Consider the following 14,757-nt stretch of genomic DNA (forward strand, 5'->3'; position numbering starts at 1 on the left):
GCCTATTATTTTTTTCTGAATAAACTATCCTCCCGGTTTCCTCCTGCTTTCAGGTACGCCAGTAAATCCTTTAATTCTTCCGGATTCAGGCGGTTTATCATATTGGGCAACATAGGAGAAATCTCCGACAACCGGGTTCGAACCACATCTGATTTGGCGAGCATCCGATGTTCCTGCGGCGCAAAAGGATTCTGTGCAATCGTGTAGCCCTTTTCATCCTCATCAATCAATCTTCCCATTACAGTTTTGCCGGTTCGGAGATAGAAAACGGTTGCACCATACTGATCAGAGATGGATTTATTGGGTTCAATAATGGCTTCCAGCATATCATGGTAGGAGAATCGGGTACCCAACTGCGTTAGATCGGGACCGCTTACGCCTCCCTCTCCTTTCATAGTATGACAGGAAGCGCATAAACTGGTTACGAAGAGTCCCTGTCCTCTTTCAAAATTCCGATTGCTCATTCCGCTATCTACATACTTCATAGCATCTTCCACTGTCCAATCGCGGCCTGGTCCCTTGGGCTGCACTGCTTTTCCGGATTGCGCCACCACGGGCCGATTGGCAATAGAATCGCCGGATAAATCATTAAAGTAGGTAAATCTATTTTGAGGAACACCACTTAATGCCTGCTTCCTGGCCAGGTTGATAAAACCAGCATAACTATGTCCGCCCTGGAACTGGAAAGCCTTTGTAAACCAGGCGAAATACTCCTTTTGCTGGGGTTCGTTCATTCCAGAACGGACCTGGCTGAGCACAGTAGCATAATAGGTTTGATTTTGCGGCGGAAATTTAGCCAGCGTACCTGCTATTCCCATTCCATAATCCGGGTTGCGCATGATCAGGTCTTCCGAACTGGTCAGATTTTCTTCTTCCACCCATCCCTCTTCCTTTGGTTCAAGCATTAATTTCAGCGTATGCTGAATCGCGGTAGTATCCCCCAGGTAAACCAGCACTTTGCTGAGCTGACGATTGAAAAGCGGTTCTTTTGGTAATGGAAAAGCAGATGCAAAATAAGCGGCCAATTCTTTCCTGGTTGCCTCACCAGGTTTTGCTGATCGGCTTAAAAACAGTTCAACTGCCCGGATCATGTCCAGTTGTTGCTGGCGATCAAGTTCCCTGAACGGAATTTTATTCAGTGTATTTTTTACAAGGGTCCAATCGGTGGCGCTACCAGCCTTTTTGGATAGGGCAAGAGTAGCCTGCACCAGTTTGGAACTTTGGGTGGTTGCATTCAGGTTTGGTAACCAGCTTGCCTTAGGAGATTGCTCCAGGATTTTCCTGGCTGCAAACCGGATTCCGGCATCCGCATGATCCAGGTTTGTCCAGGCAAGGGCTCTGCCCTTCTCATCCGGATTCACGTGAAAAGCTTCCAGTTCGCGACGCAGCTCATTTTCCGGGGAAATTACTGGTTTGGCAGCTGGCTCCTTTTTCAGGTGACCATCACCGTAATAAACCCTGTAGAGATCAGACTCAAGACGCCGGCCGCCGGTTAGAAAATACAGCGCACCATCCGGACCAATAACACCATCGGTTAATGGTAATGGAGAACCGGAAAGAAATTCTTCCCCTTTTGCCGTATAACTGCTACCTGATGGCGTTGGCCAGATCGCATAAATAATTCCAAAACTCCAGTCGAAGGCAAACAACGCGTCGCGGTATTTTTCAGGGAATGCAGCATCCTTACCAGATACGATATTAGTGGGTGAACCCTGTCCAATGTTCAGCACAGCAGGGCGTCCATCAGAAAAAGAAGGGTGCCATTTGGCGGTGCCAGGCCGCCAGCCAAATTCACTGCCACTGGTTACATGGCAGACTCTTGTTGGTCTGTACCAGGGTGTACCCATATCCCATTCCATATCAGAATCATAGGTAAACATATCACCTGCCTCATTAAAGGCAAGGTCAAAGGGATTTCTGAAACCGGATGCATAGAGTTCCCAGTCAGTACCGGTTGAATCAACTTTAGCAATCCATCCCCCAAGCATGCCTACCGAATTATCGTGACCATTTGGATCCCGCAGCAAAGGAATCAGATTATCCAGCTGTGCATCCGGGGAACTGCGATAGGTTTTCATCTCCGGCAGTTTGGTGAAATTCCCGGCAATAACATAAAGCGATTGCTGATCCGGACCCAGTACTATGGAATGGGGACCATGTTCTCCCTCTCCTTCCAATGCTTTCAATAAGGTAACGGAATCATACTGATCATCGTTATTGGTATCCCTGAGCCGATACAGACCACTGCTTTTGGGATAACTGCTATCACCGCCATGATTCACCATTACGTACAAACTGTTAAATGCATAGAGTAACCCATGCGCATAGCCGAAATTGAAATTGTCGACACGCAAGGGTTCTGCCACTACTTTACTGACCGTATCACCAATAGCGGGAATGGTCATACGATACAAACCACCATACTGATCGGAAGCAATCAATCGTCCTTTGTCATCAAAGGTCATGGCAACCCAGGAACCTTCTCCTTTTTCAGAGGGACCAAATAAACGTTCCGCCCGAAACCCTTCAGGCAATTGTAAGCTTGCCAGTTTGGGATCAGATGGAGTAACATATTCGGGAGTCTTTTCTTTACAGGCTCCAAATCCTAACAATACAACTAGCAATACGAATAAACCGGTACGGTTATACATTTATAAAAAAATTTTCAGGCGTTTTTAATTAATAGTTCTGGAATCGCTTTCCCTTTACCGTCGGGAGTGGTGTAAAATGGTCGTTGCTCTATCTCGACCTGTGTTTCTTCAGGAATTCCAAGGCAATGGTAAATGGTCTGATGCAACTGATCAATTCGGACAGGATTTTCAATGGTCTTGCAGGGACGCTCATCAGCGGTTTTTCCATACACGAATCCTTTTTTGATGCCACCTCCGAAAAGCAATACTGAACCGGCATCTGTAAAATGACGGTGCATGCCATAAAACTTCATATCATGCAATACATCCGGCTGATCCACCTGCTCCTGAACTTTGAAATCAGGCTTGCCTTCCACCATCATATCCCTGCTGAATTCACTTGCCAGAATGATCAGGGTACGGTCTAAGTGCCCCGACTGCTCCAGGTCTTTTATCAGTTGTGCAATAGGAGCATCGATCATTTTTTTCATATCAACCATCCGGGTATGACCGTTTTCATGGGTATCAAAACCAAAAAAAGGTTCATATTCCGTAGTTACACTGATGAAGCGCGCCCCCTGCTGGGTGAGTCGTTTGGCCATTAGACAACCCAGCCCAAATCTGCCGGTGTTATAGATATCGTAAGATTCTTTGGGTTCAAGACTCAGATTAAAAGCTTTTGCCTCCGGAGAATTGAGCAACCGGTACGATTGCTCCATGGATCGCTTCAGGGATTCTTTCTGATAGTCACTTCCAAATTCACCAAGCGGACTTTGATTGACCAGTTCTGTGTAGAGCTGGTTTCTTTTTTCAAAACGTTTTGCATCCATACCAACCGGCGGACGAACAGCATCCAGTCCCTGCGATGGGTCAGGTATTATGAAAGGTCCAAATTCATTGCCTAAGAATCCGGCTGTATGGAACGCTTTTAATTCTTCAGCCTCTCCAACTGTAAATCGTTGGCCAATATCAATAAAAGCTGGGATCACCGGATTTTTTGGTCCCTGCAGATAGGCTATCCATGCACCAATATGTGGAGCTGCTACTGTTTGAGGAGGTTCATAACAGGTATGCCAGTGATATTGGTGGCGTGCATGCAGTATATGGCCCATATCCGCCGCTGTATAGGATCGAATCAGGGTGCCTTTGTCCATCACCTGTCCTATTTTTTCCAGTCCCTCCGAAAAATAGATACCGTCCAGTTTGGTTGGAACTGCCGGGAAAGTGCTTAATACCCGGTTGGCATCCATCCCTTTTTCAAATGGGCTATATCTTTTGGGATCGAAGGTTTCAGTATGAGCCACACCTCCCGCCATCCAGAGCAGAATGACTGTATCAGCGGAGGAATTGATTTTGTTGACCGGCTTACAACCAGGTAACCATCCGGCAATAGGGGCACCTGCTGCCATAGCAGCCAAACTGGCACCTGAACATTGTTTTAGAAATCTACGCCTGTTCCATTTTGAATTTGACATGGTGGTGGGCTTGACTAGTAAATTAATTGAAATTCCGGATGCATCGCCATAATCCATAAAAAGTCCATAATAGCATCCTGATCGGGTTTATTTCCAAGAGCCTTGGTGGCCAGTTTCATTTCATCGGCCATCGGTTTTCTTCCCAATGCGCTTTTATATACTTCATCAATAAGTACAGAAGTGGCAGCATTTCGACGAACCCAATTTGCAGCAGCTCTTTTGATGCCTTCATGAAATACGGAACCGTTGGTTAGTTCAAGCGCCTGTATCAGGTTGGCCTGTGAACTTCGGCTAGTCGTAACCGTTTCACGTGCCGGCCTTCCCAATGCAGTGAGAAAAGGATCGTTTTTGACCAGGGCAGCCCTGGCAAAAGACATAATTGTGCTCACAGAATCCGGTAGCAGGTTAGCAACGATCACGCTATCCGGGTACAGCGGTTCAAACGCCGTTGCTACTGCATCTGCAAATTGCTCAGCTGTCATGCGTTTCCGGATCATGCCACCGAATTTGAAATCCTTTGCCAGCAACATTTCAGGCTCTTTCACGGAAACACTGGGTAGCTGGTAGGCTTCCGAACTCATGATAGTAAACAATAGTTTTTTCAGATCCGCGCCGGAGTTAGCAAAGTCATAAGCCAGCCAGTCGAGCAAATCCTGGTTCCAGGGTTCATTGTCCATAACATCTACCGGTTCCACTAATCCTCTGCCAAAAAGCTGGGCCCAGATCCGGTTTACAAGTGTGCGGTACAAGCGACCGTCTTTGGGTTGAACCAGTTTATCTGCCAGCTGCTCCAGTCTTTTTTGTTTGGGAAGTGTTTTATCAATTTCTCCAAGCTGGGGATATAACATTCTGGTATCTGCCCATTTGCCTGTAGGCACATCACAACGCGCTATTTGAAGAATGGTATCAGAGAAGAGGTTGGCAAAGCCATAGGCGTCTTCCAGTTTCCAATCACTGATAAAACTATCATGGCAACTGGCACATTTCAAATTCAATCCGAGGAATACCTGTGCAACATTCTGGGCTGCCTGCATTTCTGTACTCTGACTCGAGTTAATGGTACCGCGCCACTGTATTCCTCTTATGAATCCTTGTGAAGCAGGTCCCGGATTCACCAGTTCTTTTACCATCTGATCGTATGACTTATTCTCATACAAGGATTGATACAACCATTTGGTGATATCAAAGCGTCCGCCTGTAATGTAACCGGTTCCGGTATAATCGTTTCGCAACAAATCATTCCAGAAGCTCAGCCAGTGCTGAGTATAATCATGTTTTCGATCCAGCAGGGATGTTATCAGGCGTTCTCTTTTATCCGGATGAGTATCAGCGAGAAAAGCATCAACAGAATCAGGAGTTGGCAAAAGACCAACCAGGTCGAGGTAGACCCGTTTCATAAAGAGGCGATCGTCAATACGGGTAGGCCATTTTTGCTTTGTCTGTTTAAAATAAGCATTCAGCAACCGATCTACCGGGTGTTTATAAGTTCCCTCAACCGGGGGCAATTCAGGGAGCCTGGGTTCCAGGGAAGCTACCCGGTAAAGACTTTTCAAAGGACCATCGGGCCAGGGAGCACCTTTGTTAATCCAGAATTCCAGCAGGTTGATTTCTTCTGCCGAAAGGGCTTTACCCTTTCCTGGCATGGCATCCTTGTGAGATCTTGGCAATTTGATCCGGCGGATCATTTCCGATGCGCTGGCATTTCCAGGCTGAATGACCGGACCGTTTTCACCACCCTGAAATACAAATTCTTTTTTGTCCAGCCTAAGTTCTCCTTTCACTTTTGCTGCACCATGACAACTGTAACAATGATGCGCAAGGATGCTGCGTACCTGGAAATTTAACTCAGCGGTGCTGGCTTCATCCAGCGGGCCATTAAAGGAGGCAAAATTAATGCCGGCCGGAGCTTCAACACCGGGTTCATCCTCTTTACCTGGCAGAACGCTGGTCAGATAATCTTCACCGTGAGTAAGCGAAGCACCAAAATGGCCGGCTACCGCCATGCTGAAAAAAGTAACAGCTAGCAACACAGAGCCCATGCGCTGTTTGCCATTGTAAAATAAACCTGCGGCCAGCAGGCATAAAAGAAGTGTGGAGATGCCGGTCCACTGATGTATATCCAATACTTCGCCGCCATAGGATTCAGCACTGGCCAATAACAGGCCGGCAATTACAGCTAACACCGAACTAATTGCTGCCACTGCAAGAATGATTCGAATGGCGGGGATGAATTCTGTTTTTTTTCTAACTACCCTTAGCAGGTCCAGCAAAAAAGCAATTGCAATCAAACCGATTGGAAAATGGACCAGGAGGGGATGAAGCCGACCAATCAATACCCAATACCAGGCAGTTGAACTGGATTCGGCAACCGGATCTGCCAATAAATAAAAAGGCAGGAAGAGAAACAATAAAAGGGATACTACTTTCATTACTGGCAATCAATTGGCGCTTAACTTAAGAAGGGAAAGCGGATTCACTGTCCTGTTCTGTTCTGAACAACGAATCTGCTTTCCCTTATAACGTTACAATTTAGTGCCGCTTGTAATGACTTTTCTGCCTAGCTATTATTGCCAAAGATTATTTGGATATTCACCTGCTGCCACCAAAGCATCCAGGCTTGCCTGTACACTTGGAGCATCTTCTTTATAAGTAACGCCGAACCAGCTGGAACTGGTCTGAATAACAGGGATAACGCCTTTACCGGATTTTATAAAGTCATCTGCCACTATCGGAATGAAAAATTCTGCCTTGGGTTCCTGGTAATGTTTCTTTACAAAATCATTGAACATTTCCTGACTTATAGAGAATACAGAAGGATGGAAACACCAGAAATTCATGGACACACTGGAGTCAAGGGGAAGTTCCTCCGGCTCCTGGTTATCATCACATACAATTTTTCCATCTTTCATAGCAATATTCAGTCGCTCTGCAATGGACTCCAGGTTTCCGGCAGCATCAACGCGACAAACACCCCGGTTTACCGTACCATGTTCACTAAGGGTTTTCAGGAGTTCGTAACCAATGATAGCGTATTTATCGGGACTGCAAGCTGTTGTCAGGAAATCATACGCTTTTGCAAATGCATCGCGGCCATAAAAATCGTCTGCATTGATCACAGCAAATGGTTCCTGCACCGCATTTTTGGCACAGAGAACAGCATGTGCCGTACCCCAGGGTTTGGTCCTTCCATCCGGAACAGTTACATCCGGCAGGAAAGCATCCAGACTCTGAAACACATAATCAACAGCAACTTTTCCATCCAGCTTGGAACCAAATACTTCTTTAAAATCATTCACAAATTCTTCCCGGATAATAAAGACAACTTTGCCAAATCCGGCACGAATCGCATCATAGATGGAATATTCCATAATGGTTTCACCACTTGGACCAAACGACTGAATTTGTTTTAAACTTCCATACCTGGATGCCATACCTGCTGCCAGAATTACTAAGGTTGGTTGCATTCTTCTATTTTTGTTTCGGGCACGAATATAAATCATAAGAATGACTTTATCCATTGATACCGACCTCGTTACAATTGATAAAATCCAACTGTTTGCTGATCAGCAGGTGGAAACGGATATGCTGCGACTTGACAAAATCCACCCGCAAATCAGTGGTAACAAGTGGTTTAAGTTGAAATATTACCTTGAACAGGCTGTCCTGGAAAACCGTTCGGGCCTGATCAGTTTGGGTGGCCCCTGGTCTAACCATTTGCTGGCAGTGGCCGCCGCTGCCCGGGAAACTGGTCTAAAAAGCATTGGTATTATTCGGGGCGAAGCCCCTGCTCAACCTAGCGAAACCTTAGAAGAGCTAAAGTCCCTGGGCATGGAACTGGTTTTTGTTAGCCGGACTGCTTACCGGAACCGGGTCCAATTAGTAACTGACCTGAATACCAACTATCCTGATTATTTGGTTGTGGATGCGGGTGGTGAGGGTCCCACCGGTGCAAAAGGAGCAGCAGAAATACTTAGCTATGTTCCCGACCAGGATAGGTATACGCATATATTCTGTGCAGTTGGCACCGGAACGATGCTGGCAGGAATAGCCCTGGCAGCCGGAAAAGAACAACATGTGATCGGAATTTGCAGCCTTAAGGAGAAGGAAGAACAAACAGCTTCGATCCTGCAATGGTTTCCAACATTAGAAGACAGATTTGAAATTAATACAGCCTTTCATTTTGGGGGATTTGCGCGCCACACTGCTGAACTAACGGATTTTATGAACCTGTTCTACCGACAAACCGGTGTACCTACAGATATTGTATACACAGCAAAATTGTGTTATGCCTGGAAGCAGTTATATCTCGATAATTTTTTTCAACCCGGTTCGCGGGTGCTTTTAATTCACAGTGGCGGCTTACAGGGAAACCGGTCACTTGCTCCCGGTATTTTGACATTTTAATTGTTTTTAAAGCATGACGACTGCCTTATATTTGTTCCGATGATGCATCCACAACGCTTATTATTCCGGCTTTGTCCGACTCTACTATTACTTTTCATTTCATTGGCCGGGAGCGCACAGGATACCCTGCCAGCTTTTTCGGCAGAGATCAAATCAAAAAACAGGATCATCATCAGTTGGACCAATCCCTACGGAACTAAAATAAAGCAGCTTAGCATCCAGCGTTCCAGGGACAGTAGCAGATTGTTCAAAACCATCATCAGTATACCGGATCCAACAGTTTTAAAAAACGGATTTGTAGACCAGAATTTACCTGATACCAATTTTTATTACCGGGTTTATATTATGCTGGATGGTGGCGATTATGCTTTCAGTCAGGTTCGAAAAGCCCGGAGCTTACCTCCTCCTCCAAAACACGAACCGGTTACCCGAAAGCCGGAACCTCCTGCAAAAGTGGAACCAATAAAGCAGGAGCCGGTGCAAAAACCCAAACCGGTTGAACCGGAAAAACCTAAACTTCCCCTACCTCAACCTGAAAAATATCTCGTAATCAAAAAAGGAGATGAAATTGTAGGTGAACTCAACGAACGATTCCTGCAAAGATTTCGGGATTCCGTGAGTATGCGAACCAAAGACACCATTCTGTTAACCAGCAGAGATACGCTATTGATTAAGCCCTTTCAGCCCAAAGAAGTTTACGGTGTTTCTAAATATGTGTTCATTGATAAAGCCGGACTGGTTCATATTGAATTACCCTGGTATGCCAGAAGAAAATATATTGTAAAGTTTTTTGAAGAAGACCGCTCCCCTCTTTTTGAAATTAAAGAGGTACGGGATGCGGTACTCCTGCTGGACAAAGCTAATTTTATGCAGGCTGGCTGGTATCTTTTTGAAATCTATGAAGACGGAAAACTGCTGGAGAAAAACAAATTGTTTGTTGGAAAAGATTTCTGAGTTCAGAAAGTAGGCCAATTCCTGTTTGCTTCCAGTTGAAATACCTCTTCAAATTCCCCGATGAGTACCTGTTTCACTTCCTCCATATCCAGTTTCTTACCCAACTCCTTTTCCAAAGAGGTAACAGACTTCTGACGAATCCCGCAAGGGATAATCATATCAAAATAAGAAAGATCCGTATTCACATTAAAGGCAAAGCCATGCATGGTAACCCATCTGCTGCAACGAACCCCCATGGCGCAGATCTTTCTCTCCTGTCCCGATATGGATGGATCTAACCATACACCTGTTTCACCCGAAGAGCGCTCTCCCTTTAATCCATAATGGGCCATCGTGCGAATGATTACTTCTTCCAGGTTCCGAAGGTATTTGCCAATATCCGTGTAAATTTTCTCAAGGTCAAGTATGGGATAACCAACTATTTGTCCGGGACCATGATAAGTAATATCCCCTCCCCGGTTGGTTTTAAAGAATTCAATTCCTTTCTGTATTCGGGTAGCATCATCAATCAGGACATGTTCCATCAGGCCACTTTTACCTAGTGTATAAACCGGAGGATGTTCTACCAGCAGGAAATAATGCCGGGTGGCATCCGGATTACCTGAAGCTTTCAGGGCCAGGTTCTCCTGCAGGAGTTTTTCCTGGTAATCCCAGGCGGGTTGATAAGACATGTTACCTAAATCACGAAGGAAGAATGGCTGCATTTTGCAAATGTACAACGGACTGCAGCGGGAATTGTATTTTTGCGAAAATTTGAGCACATGGCGATGGATCCGGCAGAAGATGAACTGGAAGACCAGGCGGAAAGTTCTGACGAGTTATATGAACAGCATTTCCTGAAAATAGACGGAGGACAGGAACCTTTACGGATCGATAAATTCCTGGTAGCACGTATTGAATATGCTACCCGCAATAAAGTTCAGAAAGCAATTGATGCAGGCAGGGTGTTGGTGAATGGTAAACCTACCCAGTCCAATTATAAAATCAAACCAGGGGATGAAATCGTGGTGTATTCACACCGCGAAAAAAGAGGGGAACATATTGATCCGCAGGCCATGCCCCTGAATATTGTTTTTGAGGATCCGGATATTATGATCATCAACAAACCTGCCGGGCTTGTTGTGCATCCCGGATCAGGCAACCCCGATGGAACCCTGATCAATGGAGTTGCCTGGTACCTGCAGCAGCAGAACCCGGGAATTACGGAAGAAAACCTGCCTCGCTTTGGACTCATCCACCGAATTGATAAAAACACCAGTGGATTAATGGTGCTGGCCAAAACTGATACTGCTGTTACCTCACTGGCCAAACAGTTTTTCAATCACACCGTATACCGCAGGTATATTGCCCTGGTCTGGGGTGATCCCGCCGAAGATGAGGGAACAGTAATTGCGCATATTGGCCGGCATAAACGTTTCAGAAAATTATTTGATGCCTACCCCGAAGGTGAATATGGTAAGGATGCCATCACACATTACACCGTACTGGAACGTTTCGGTTATGTATCCCTGGTAGAATGCCGGCTTGAGACAGGAAGAACACATCAGATCAGGGTGCATATGCAGCATATCGGGCATCCCCTCTTCAATGACGATTTTTATGGTGGAGACCGAATCGTGAAAGGCACGGTTTACACCAAATACAAGCAGTTTATTGATAATTGCTTTGCAGTTTGTCCCCGGCATGCTTTACACGCCAAAAGTATCGGCTTTCAGCATCCGCGCACTGGTGAAGCCATGAAGTTTGAATCGGAACTGCCTGCAGACATGCAGGAACTGATTGAAAAATGGAGGCGGTATGTAAAATCCAAAGGAGATCTAATTTCCGAAACCAAATAAGGTGGCGGTAAAAATCCCCCGTTCTCTTTTTTTGAAAGCAACTTTCCAATCCCCGGTATAACGAAGCAGGGAGGGAACCAGCAAGTCTCCCAACCTTGTCATTTCCACTTCCATGCGCACATCAAAATCGTATACCCCTGCCCGGTAGCTAAGATCATAGCGGCGGGCGAGTATGCGCATATCCGAAGGATGAAACCAGGTATCCACCCGGTTCAGCACAATATCAGAACGCTTTCCGGCTGGTAAGTCAGGCAAGGACGCTATACGAAACACGTATGCATTTTCGCCTTTGTAGTTTTCCATATCGAGCACAAATTCATAGAGCTCCGACATCGGTGGTTCATAAATATTGATCTTATCTCCAATAAAAGGAATACCCGGTATTTTTCTTCCCGGGTTAAAAAAAAGCATCTTTAATTGCTCCTTGTGCTTTTCCAGTCCCCGTTTATTTTTCAGACTAAGCTCTGCCTGCGATACAGAATTGTTTTCACCACAGATTTTTCCATTCGTAAAAAACAAACTGGCATACATTTCCATCGTGGTGTAGTTCCAGTCGCCATTTTTATCCTTGATATCTCCTGCTAGTTTTTCCTCCTGAACCTGCATTTCTCTACATCCATTCTCGAAACTTTGTATAGTACGACTTTGCAGGGAACCACTAACCTTTCCTTTTTTATCCATCATACGGACATCATTTAATGCCGTATAATTGATCTCCCGCAGGTTTTTAAACGCGCGGTAAAAACTGGTATCGAGCTGGATTCTACGCACAAAACCGGGCACATCCAGGTTGGATAGTACCACTACTTCTTTGAGGGTAACGATTTTATCATCTATTGTAAGCAGGGAATCCTGGGCTCTTGCCGTAAAAGAAGAACCAAACAAAAGCAACCCAAAATACAGCAGGGAGGATAAGGATAATTTCAAGTGGATGCGATCTTATTTAGGAAATAACATTCTGTAATCAACCCGGATTTTTCCTTTGGAAATATCATCCAGTTTCCGTTTCAGCAAGGTCCTTTTCAGAGGCTTGATATGATCAATGAAAAGTTTTCCCTCAATATGATCATATTCATGAAGAATGACCCTTGCTGTAATTCCAGTGAAGGTTTTTTCCTGGGGTTCAAATGCATCATTCAGGTAGGTGAGGGTAACCGTTTCTTTACGCATGACATCTTCCCGAACCTTGGGTATGCTCAAACAGCCTTCATTGTAGGCCCATTCCTCTCCATCCAGGTCCTTAATTTGTGCATTGATGAAAACTTCGCGGATACCTTCATCTCCGGGGTATTCTTTCTTTTCATCTTCATCCAGGTTATGAATGATTTGAAGACTGTCCACCACAAATAAACGAATGGGACGATTGATTTGAGGCGCAGCAAGACCTACCCCATTGCTATTGTACATGGTCTCCCACATATCCGCAATCAGTTGCTCCAGTCCCGGATACTCTTTATCAATCTCTGTGCCCACTGCCCGTAGAACCGGATGGCCATATGCTACAATAGGTAATATCATGAATTTTAAACGATTAGCGGGCAAAGTTACGAAATCCGGCCCAACCATTCCTGCAATAAGATGGTAGCTGCAATTTCATCTACCAGGGCTTTATTCTGGCGGGCTTTCTTTTTTAATCCCGATTGCAGCATGGTTTGCTTTGCCATTACGGAAGTATAGCGTTCATCTACCTTTTCAATTGGCAATTGCGGGAAGTTTTTCTGGATTTCCTTTATGGCAGCTGCAACAAGGGGCGTTGCATGTGTTTCGGAATCATCCCAATTGCGGGGATCTCCTATGATGATACGCTCCACCTGCTCTGCCGCCAGGTATTTCTTCAGGAAGGGAATCAATTCTTTGGATTCAATGGTAGTAAGTCCGGTTGCAATGATCTGCAAAGGATCCGTGACTGCGATTCCGGTTCTTTTTCCGCCATAATCAATGGCCATTATTCTGGGCATGGTTATCTATTTTAACGGACCAGTAAATCCGCAATCACAAAAAGGGCAAATACTACACTCGCAATACCATTGGCCGTCATGAAGGCAAGGTTTACCCTGCTGAGATCATTTGGCTTCACGATGGAATGCTGATAGATGAGCATCCCGGTAAATACCAACACCCCTATCCAGTACCAGGCACCAAAATGTCCTTCCAAACCAGCCAGTACCACACTGGTAGTACTTAGTAAGTGAAGCAGTTCTGAAACCCTGAGCGCTTTCTTTTTTCCCAATGCTGCCGGTATAGAGTGCAACTGGTTGGAGCGATCAAATTCTTCATCCTGCAAAGCATAAATAATATCAAAGCCACTCACCCAGAAAATCACGGCAAAAGAAAACAGCACAGGCAGCCAGTCGAAGTAACCTGTAACAGCCAGGTAAGCACCAATGGGCGCGAGGGACAATCCAAGTCCCAATACCAGGTGACAGAGTGCTGTAAAACGTTTGGTATAACTATACCCCAGCACTACGAGCAATGCAACCGGGGATAAATAAAAGCAAAGCGGATTGATAAAATAAGTAGCCGCGATAAAGAGTACTGCATTGGCAATCGTAAACCAGAGTGCCCGGTCTGCACTGATGATTCCAGCTGGAATCTCGCGGATTGCGGTCCTTGGGTTTTTTGCATCAAACTGGCGGTCGAGGTACCGGTTGAAGGCCATCGCCGCACTTCTCGCAAAGATCATACAGGCGATTACCAGCAGAAACTTCAGAATAACCAGGCGGTAATCCTGGGTTAATAAACCAAAATACCCGGTGGAACCGGTAGCAGCCAGGAAAAAACCAATCATCGCAAAAGGCATGGCGAAGATGGTATGACTAAATTTGATCAGGCTCAGGTAATTCTTTACGGTTGACATCGATCTTATATTTTTTTTCGTACCAGCTCCCACAATACGATTCCTGCTGCAATGGAAACATTCAGAGAATGTTTCATCCCAAACTGGGGAATTTCGATGGATCCCTTGCACATCGGTAATACTGCTGCATCAACGCCATTTACTTCATTGCCAAAAATCAGGGCAATTTTCTCATTGGGTTCCTGGTAAAGCTGGTTCAGGGGTATGCTGTCTGTCACCTGCTCTACCGCGAAAACCTCATAGTCCTGGTTCCGCAATTCCTCTACTGCTTCACTGGTTGTAGCATAATAACGCCAATGAACGGTTTCGGTTGCACCCAGCGCTGTTTTATGAATATCCCGGTGGGGCGGCTGCGGGGTATAACCACAGAGATAAATAGCTTCGATCAGGAAAGCATCTGCGGTTCGGAATACACTCCCCACATTATGCATACTTCTAATATTATCCAGCACCACCACAATGGGAATTTTCTCGGATTGTTTGAACTCATCTACTGATTTTCTTCCCAGTTCCTCCAGGCGAAGTTTACGCATGCTGCAAATATACAAAGATTGATTCCCAACTTTTCCCCACCGTGATTTCACCCGGAGGGGCATCTA

General features: G+C 45.5%; 13 protein-coding genes. 3 read left to right on the plus strand and 10 right to left on the minus strand.

Going from position 1 to position 14,757, the window contains the following annotated elements:
- Positions 1–5: 5 nt before the first annotated feature.
- From L0U88_RS02020 to L0U88_RS02035, 4 genes are all read right to left on the minus strand, one after another.
- Positions 6–2,651: a c-type cytochrome gene (locus L0U88_RS02020; RefSeq protein WP_234863933.1), complete on the minus strand. Its 2,646-nt coding sequence runs from the start codon at positions 2,649–2,651 to the stop codon at positions 6–8.
- A gap of 14 nt (positions 2,652–2,665) precedes the next feature.
- Positions 2,666–4,105, minus strand: coding sequence for a DUF1501 domain-containing protein (locus L0U88_RS02025; protein WP_234863934.1), 1,440 nt, complete (start codon positions 4,103–4,105; stop codon positions 2,666–2,668).
- 14 nt (positions 4,106–4,119) lie between these two features.
- Positions 4,120–6,534, minus strand: coding sequence for a DUF1549 domain-containing protein (locus L0U88_RS02030; RefSeq protein WP_234863935.1), 2,415 nt, complete (start codon positions 6,532–6,534; stop codon positions 4,120–4,122).
- 135 nt (positions 6,535–6,669) lie between these two features.
- Positions 6,670–7,569 (minus strand): nucleotidyltransferase family protein, encoded by a 900-nt coding sequence (locus tag L0U88_RS02035; RefSeq protein WP_234863936.1) that lies wholly within the window; start codon positions 7,567–7,569, stop codon positions 6,670–6,672.
- A 40-nt stretch (positions 7,570–7,609) separates the two neighbouring features.
- Here L0U88_RS02035 and L0U88_RS02040 point away from each other — a divergent pair, with 40 nt between their 5' ends.
- Both L0U88_RS02040 and L0U88_RS02045 read left to right on the plus strand, forming a co-directional pair.
- The gene (locus tag L0U88_RS02040) at positions 7,610–8,509 is read left to right on the plus strand and encodes a 1-aminocyclopropane-1-carboxylate deaminase/D-cysteine desulfhydrase (RefSeq protein WP_234863937.1); all 900 of its coding nucleotides are present in this window, start codon (positions 7,610–7,612) and stop codon (positions 8,507–8,509) included.
- A gap of 39 nt (positions 8,510–8,548) precedes the next feature.
- A complete protein-coding gene (locus L0U88_RS02045; protein ID WP_234863938.1) occupies positions 8,549–9,463 on the plus strand; it encodes a hypothetical protein in 915 nt (304 codons plus the stop codon).
- Positions 9,464–9,465: 2 nt separating this feature from the next.
- On the opposite strand, the gene lipB is transcribed toward L0U88_RS02045, so the two are convergent.
- Positions 9,466–10,167 carry a lipoyl(octanoyl) transferase LipB gene (gene lipB / locus L0U88_RS02050; RefSeq protein WP_234863939.1) on the minus strand — a complete coding sequence of 234 codons (702 nt, stop codon included), beginning with the start codon at positions 10,165–10,167 and terminating at the stop codon, positions 9,466–9,468.
- Between the two features lie 57 nt (positions 10,168–10,224).
- On the opposite strand from lipB, the gene L0U88_RS02055 reads away from it, so the two are divergent.
- Positions 10,225–11,301, plus strand: a complete 1,077-nt coding sequence (locus L0U88_RS02055; RefSeq protein WP_234863940.1) for an RluA family pseudouridine synthase — start codon at positions 10,225–10,227, stop codon at positions 11,299–11,301.
- Here the strand turns inward: L0U88_RS02055 and L0U88_RS02060 are convergent.
- The 5 genes from L0U88_RS02060 to L0U88_RS02080 are packed head-to-tail and all read right to left on the minus strand — an operon-like array spanning position 11,281 to position 14,691.
- A complete protein-coding gene (locus L0U88_RS02060; protein WP_234863941.1) occupies positions 11,281–12,228 on the minus strand; it encodes a hypothetical protein in 948 nt (315 codons plus the stop codon). The genes L0U88_RS02055 and L0U88_RS02060 overlap by 21 nt on opposite strands.
- A gap of 12 nt (positions 12,229–12,240) precedes the next feature.
- A complete protein-coding gene (gene def / locus L0U88_RS02065; protein ID WP_234863942.1) occupies positions 12,241–12,819 on the minus strand; it encodes a peptide deformylase in 579 nt (192 codons plus the stop codon).
- Positions 12,820–12,845: 26 nt separating this feature from the next.
- Positions 12,846–13,259, minus strand: coding sequence for a Holliday junction resolvase RuvX (ruvX, locus tag L0U88_RS02070; RefSeq protein ID WP_234863943.1), 414 nt, complete (start codon positions 13,257–13,259; stop codon positions 12,846–12,848).
- An 11-nt stretch (positions 13,260–13,270) separates the two neighbouring features.
- Positions 13,271–14,158, minus strand: coding sequence for a UbiA-like polyprenyltransferase (locus L0U88_RS02075; protein WP_234863944.1), 888 nt, complete (start codon positions 14,156–14,158; stop codon positions 13,271–13,273).
- A 5-nt stretch (positions 14,159–14,163) separates the two neighbouring features.
- The gene (locus tag L0U88_RS02080) at positions 14,164–14,691 is read right to left on the minus strand and encodes an RNA methyltransferase (protein ID WP_234863945.1); all 528 of its coding nucleotides are present in this window, start codon (positions 14,689–14,691) and stop codon (positions 14,164–14,166) included.
- Positions 14,692–14,757 lie beyond the last annotated feature (66 nt).

Origin of the sequence: Flavihumibacter fluminis (assembly GCF_021491375.1) — a bacterium.
Lineage (GTDB): Bacteria > Bacteroidota > Bacteroidia > Chitinophagales > Chitinophagaceae > Flavihumibacter > Flavihumibacter fluminis.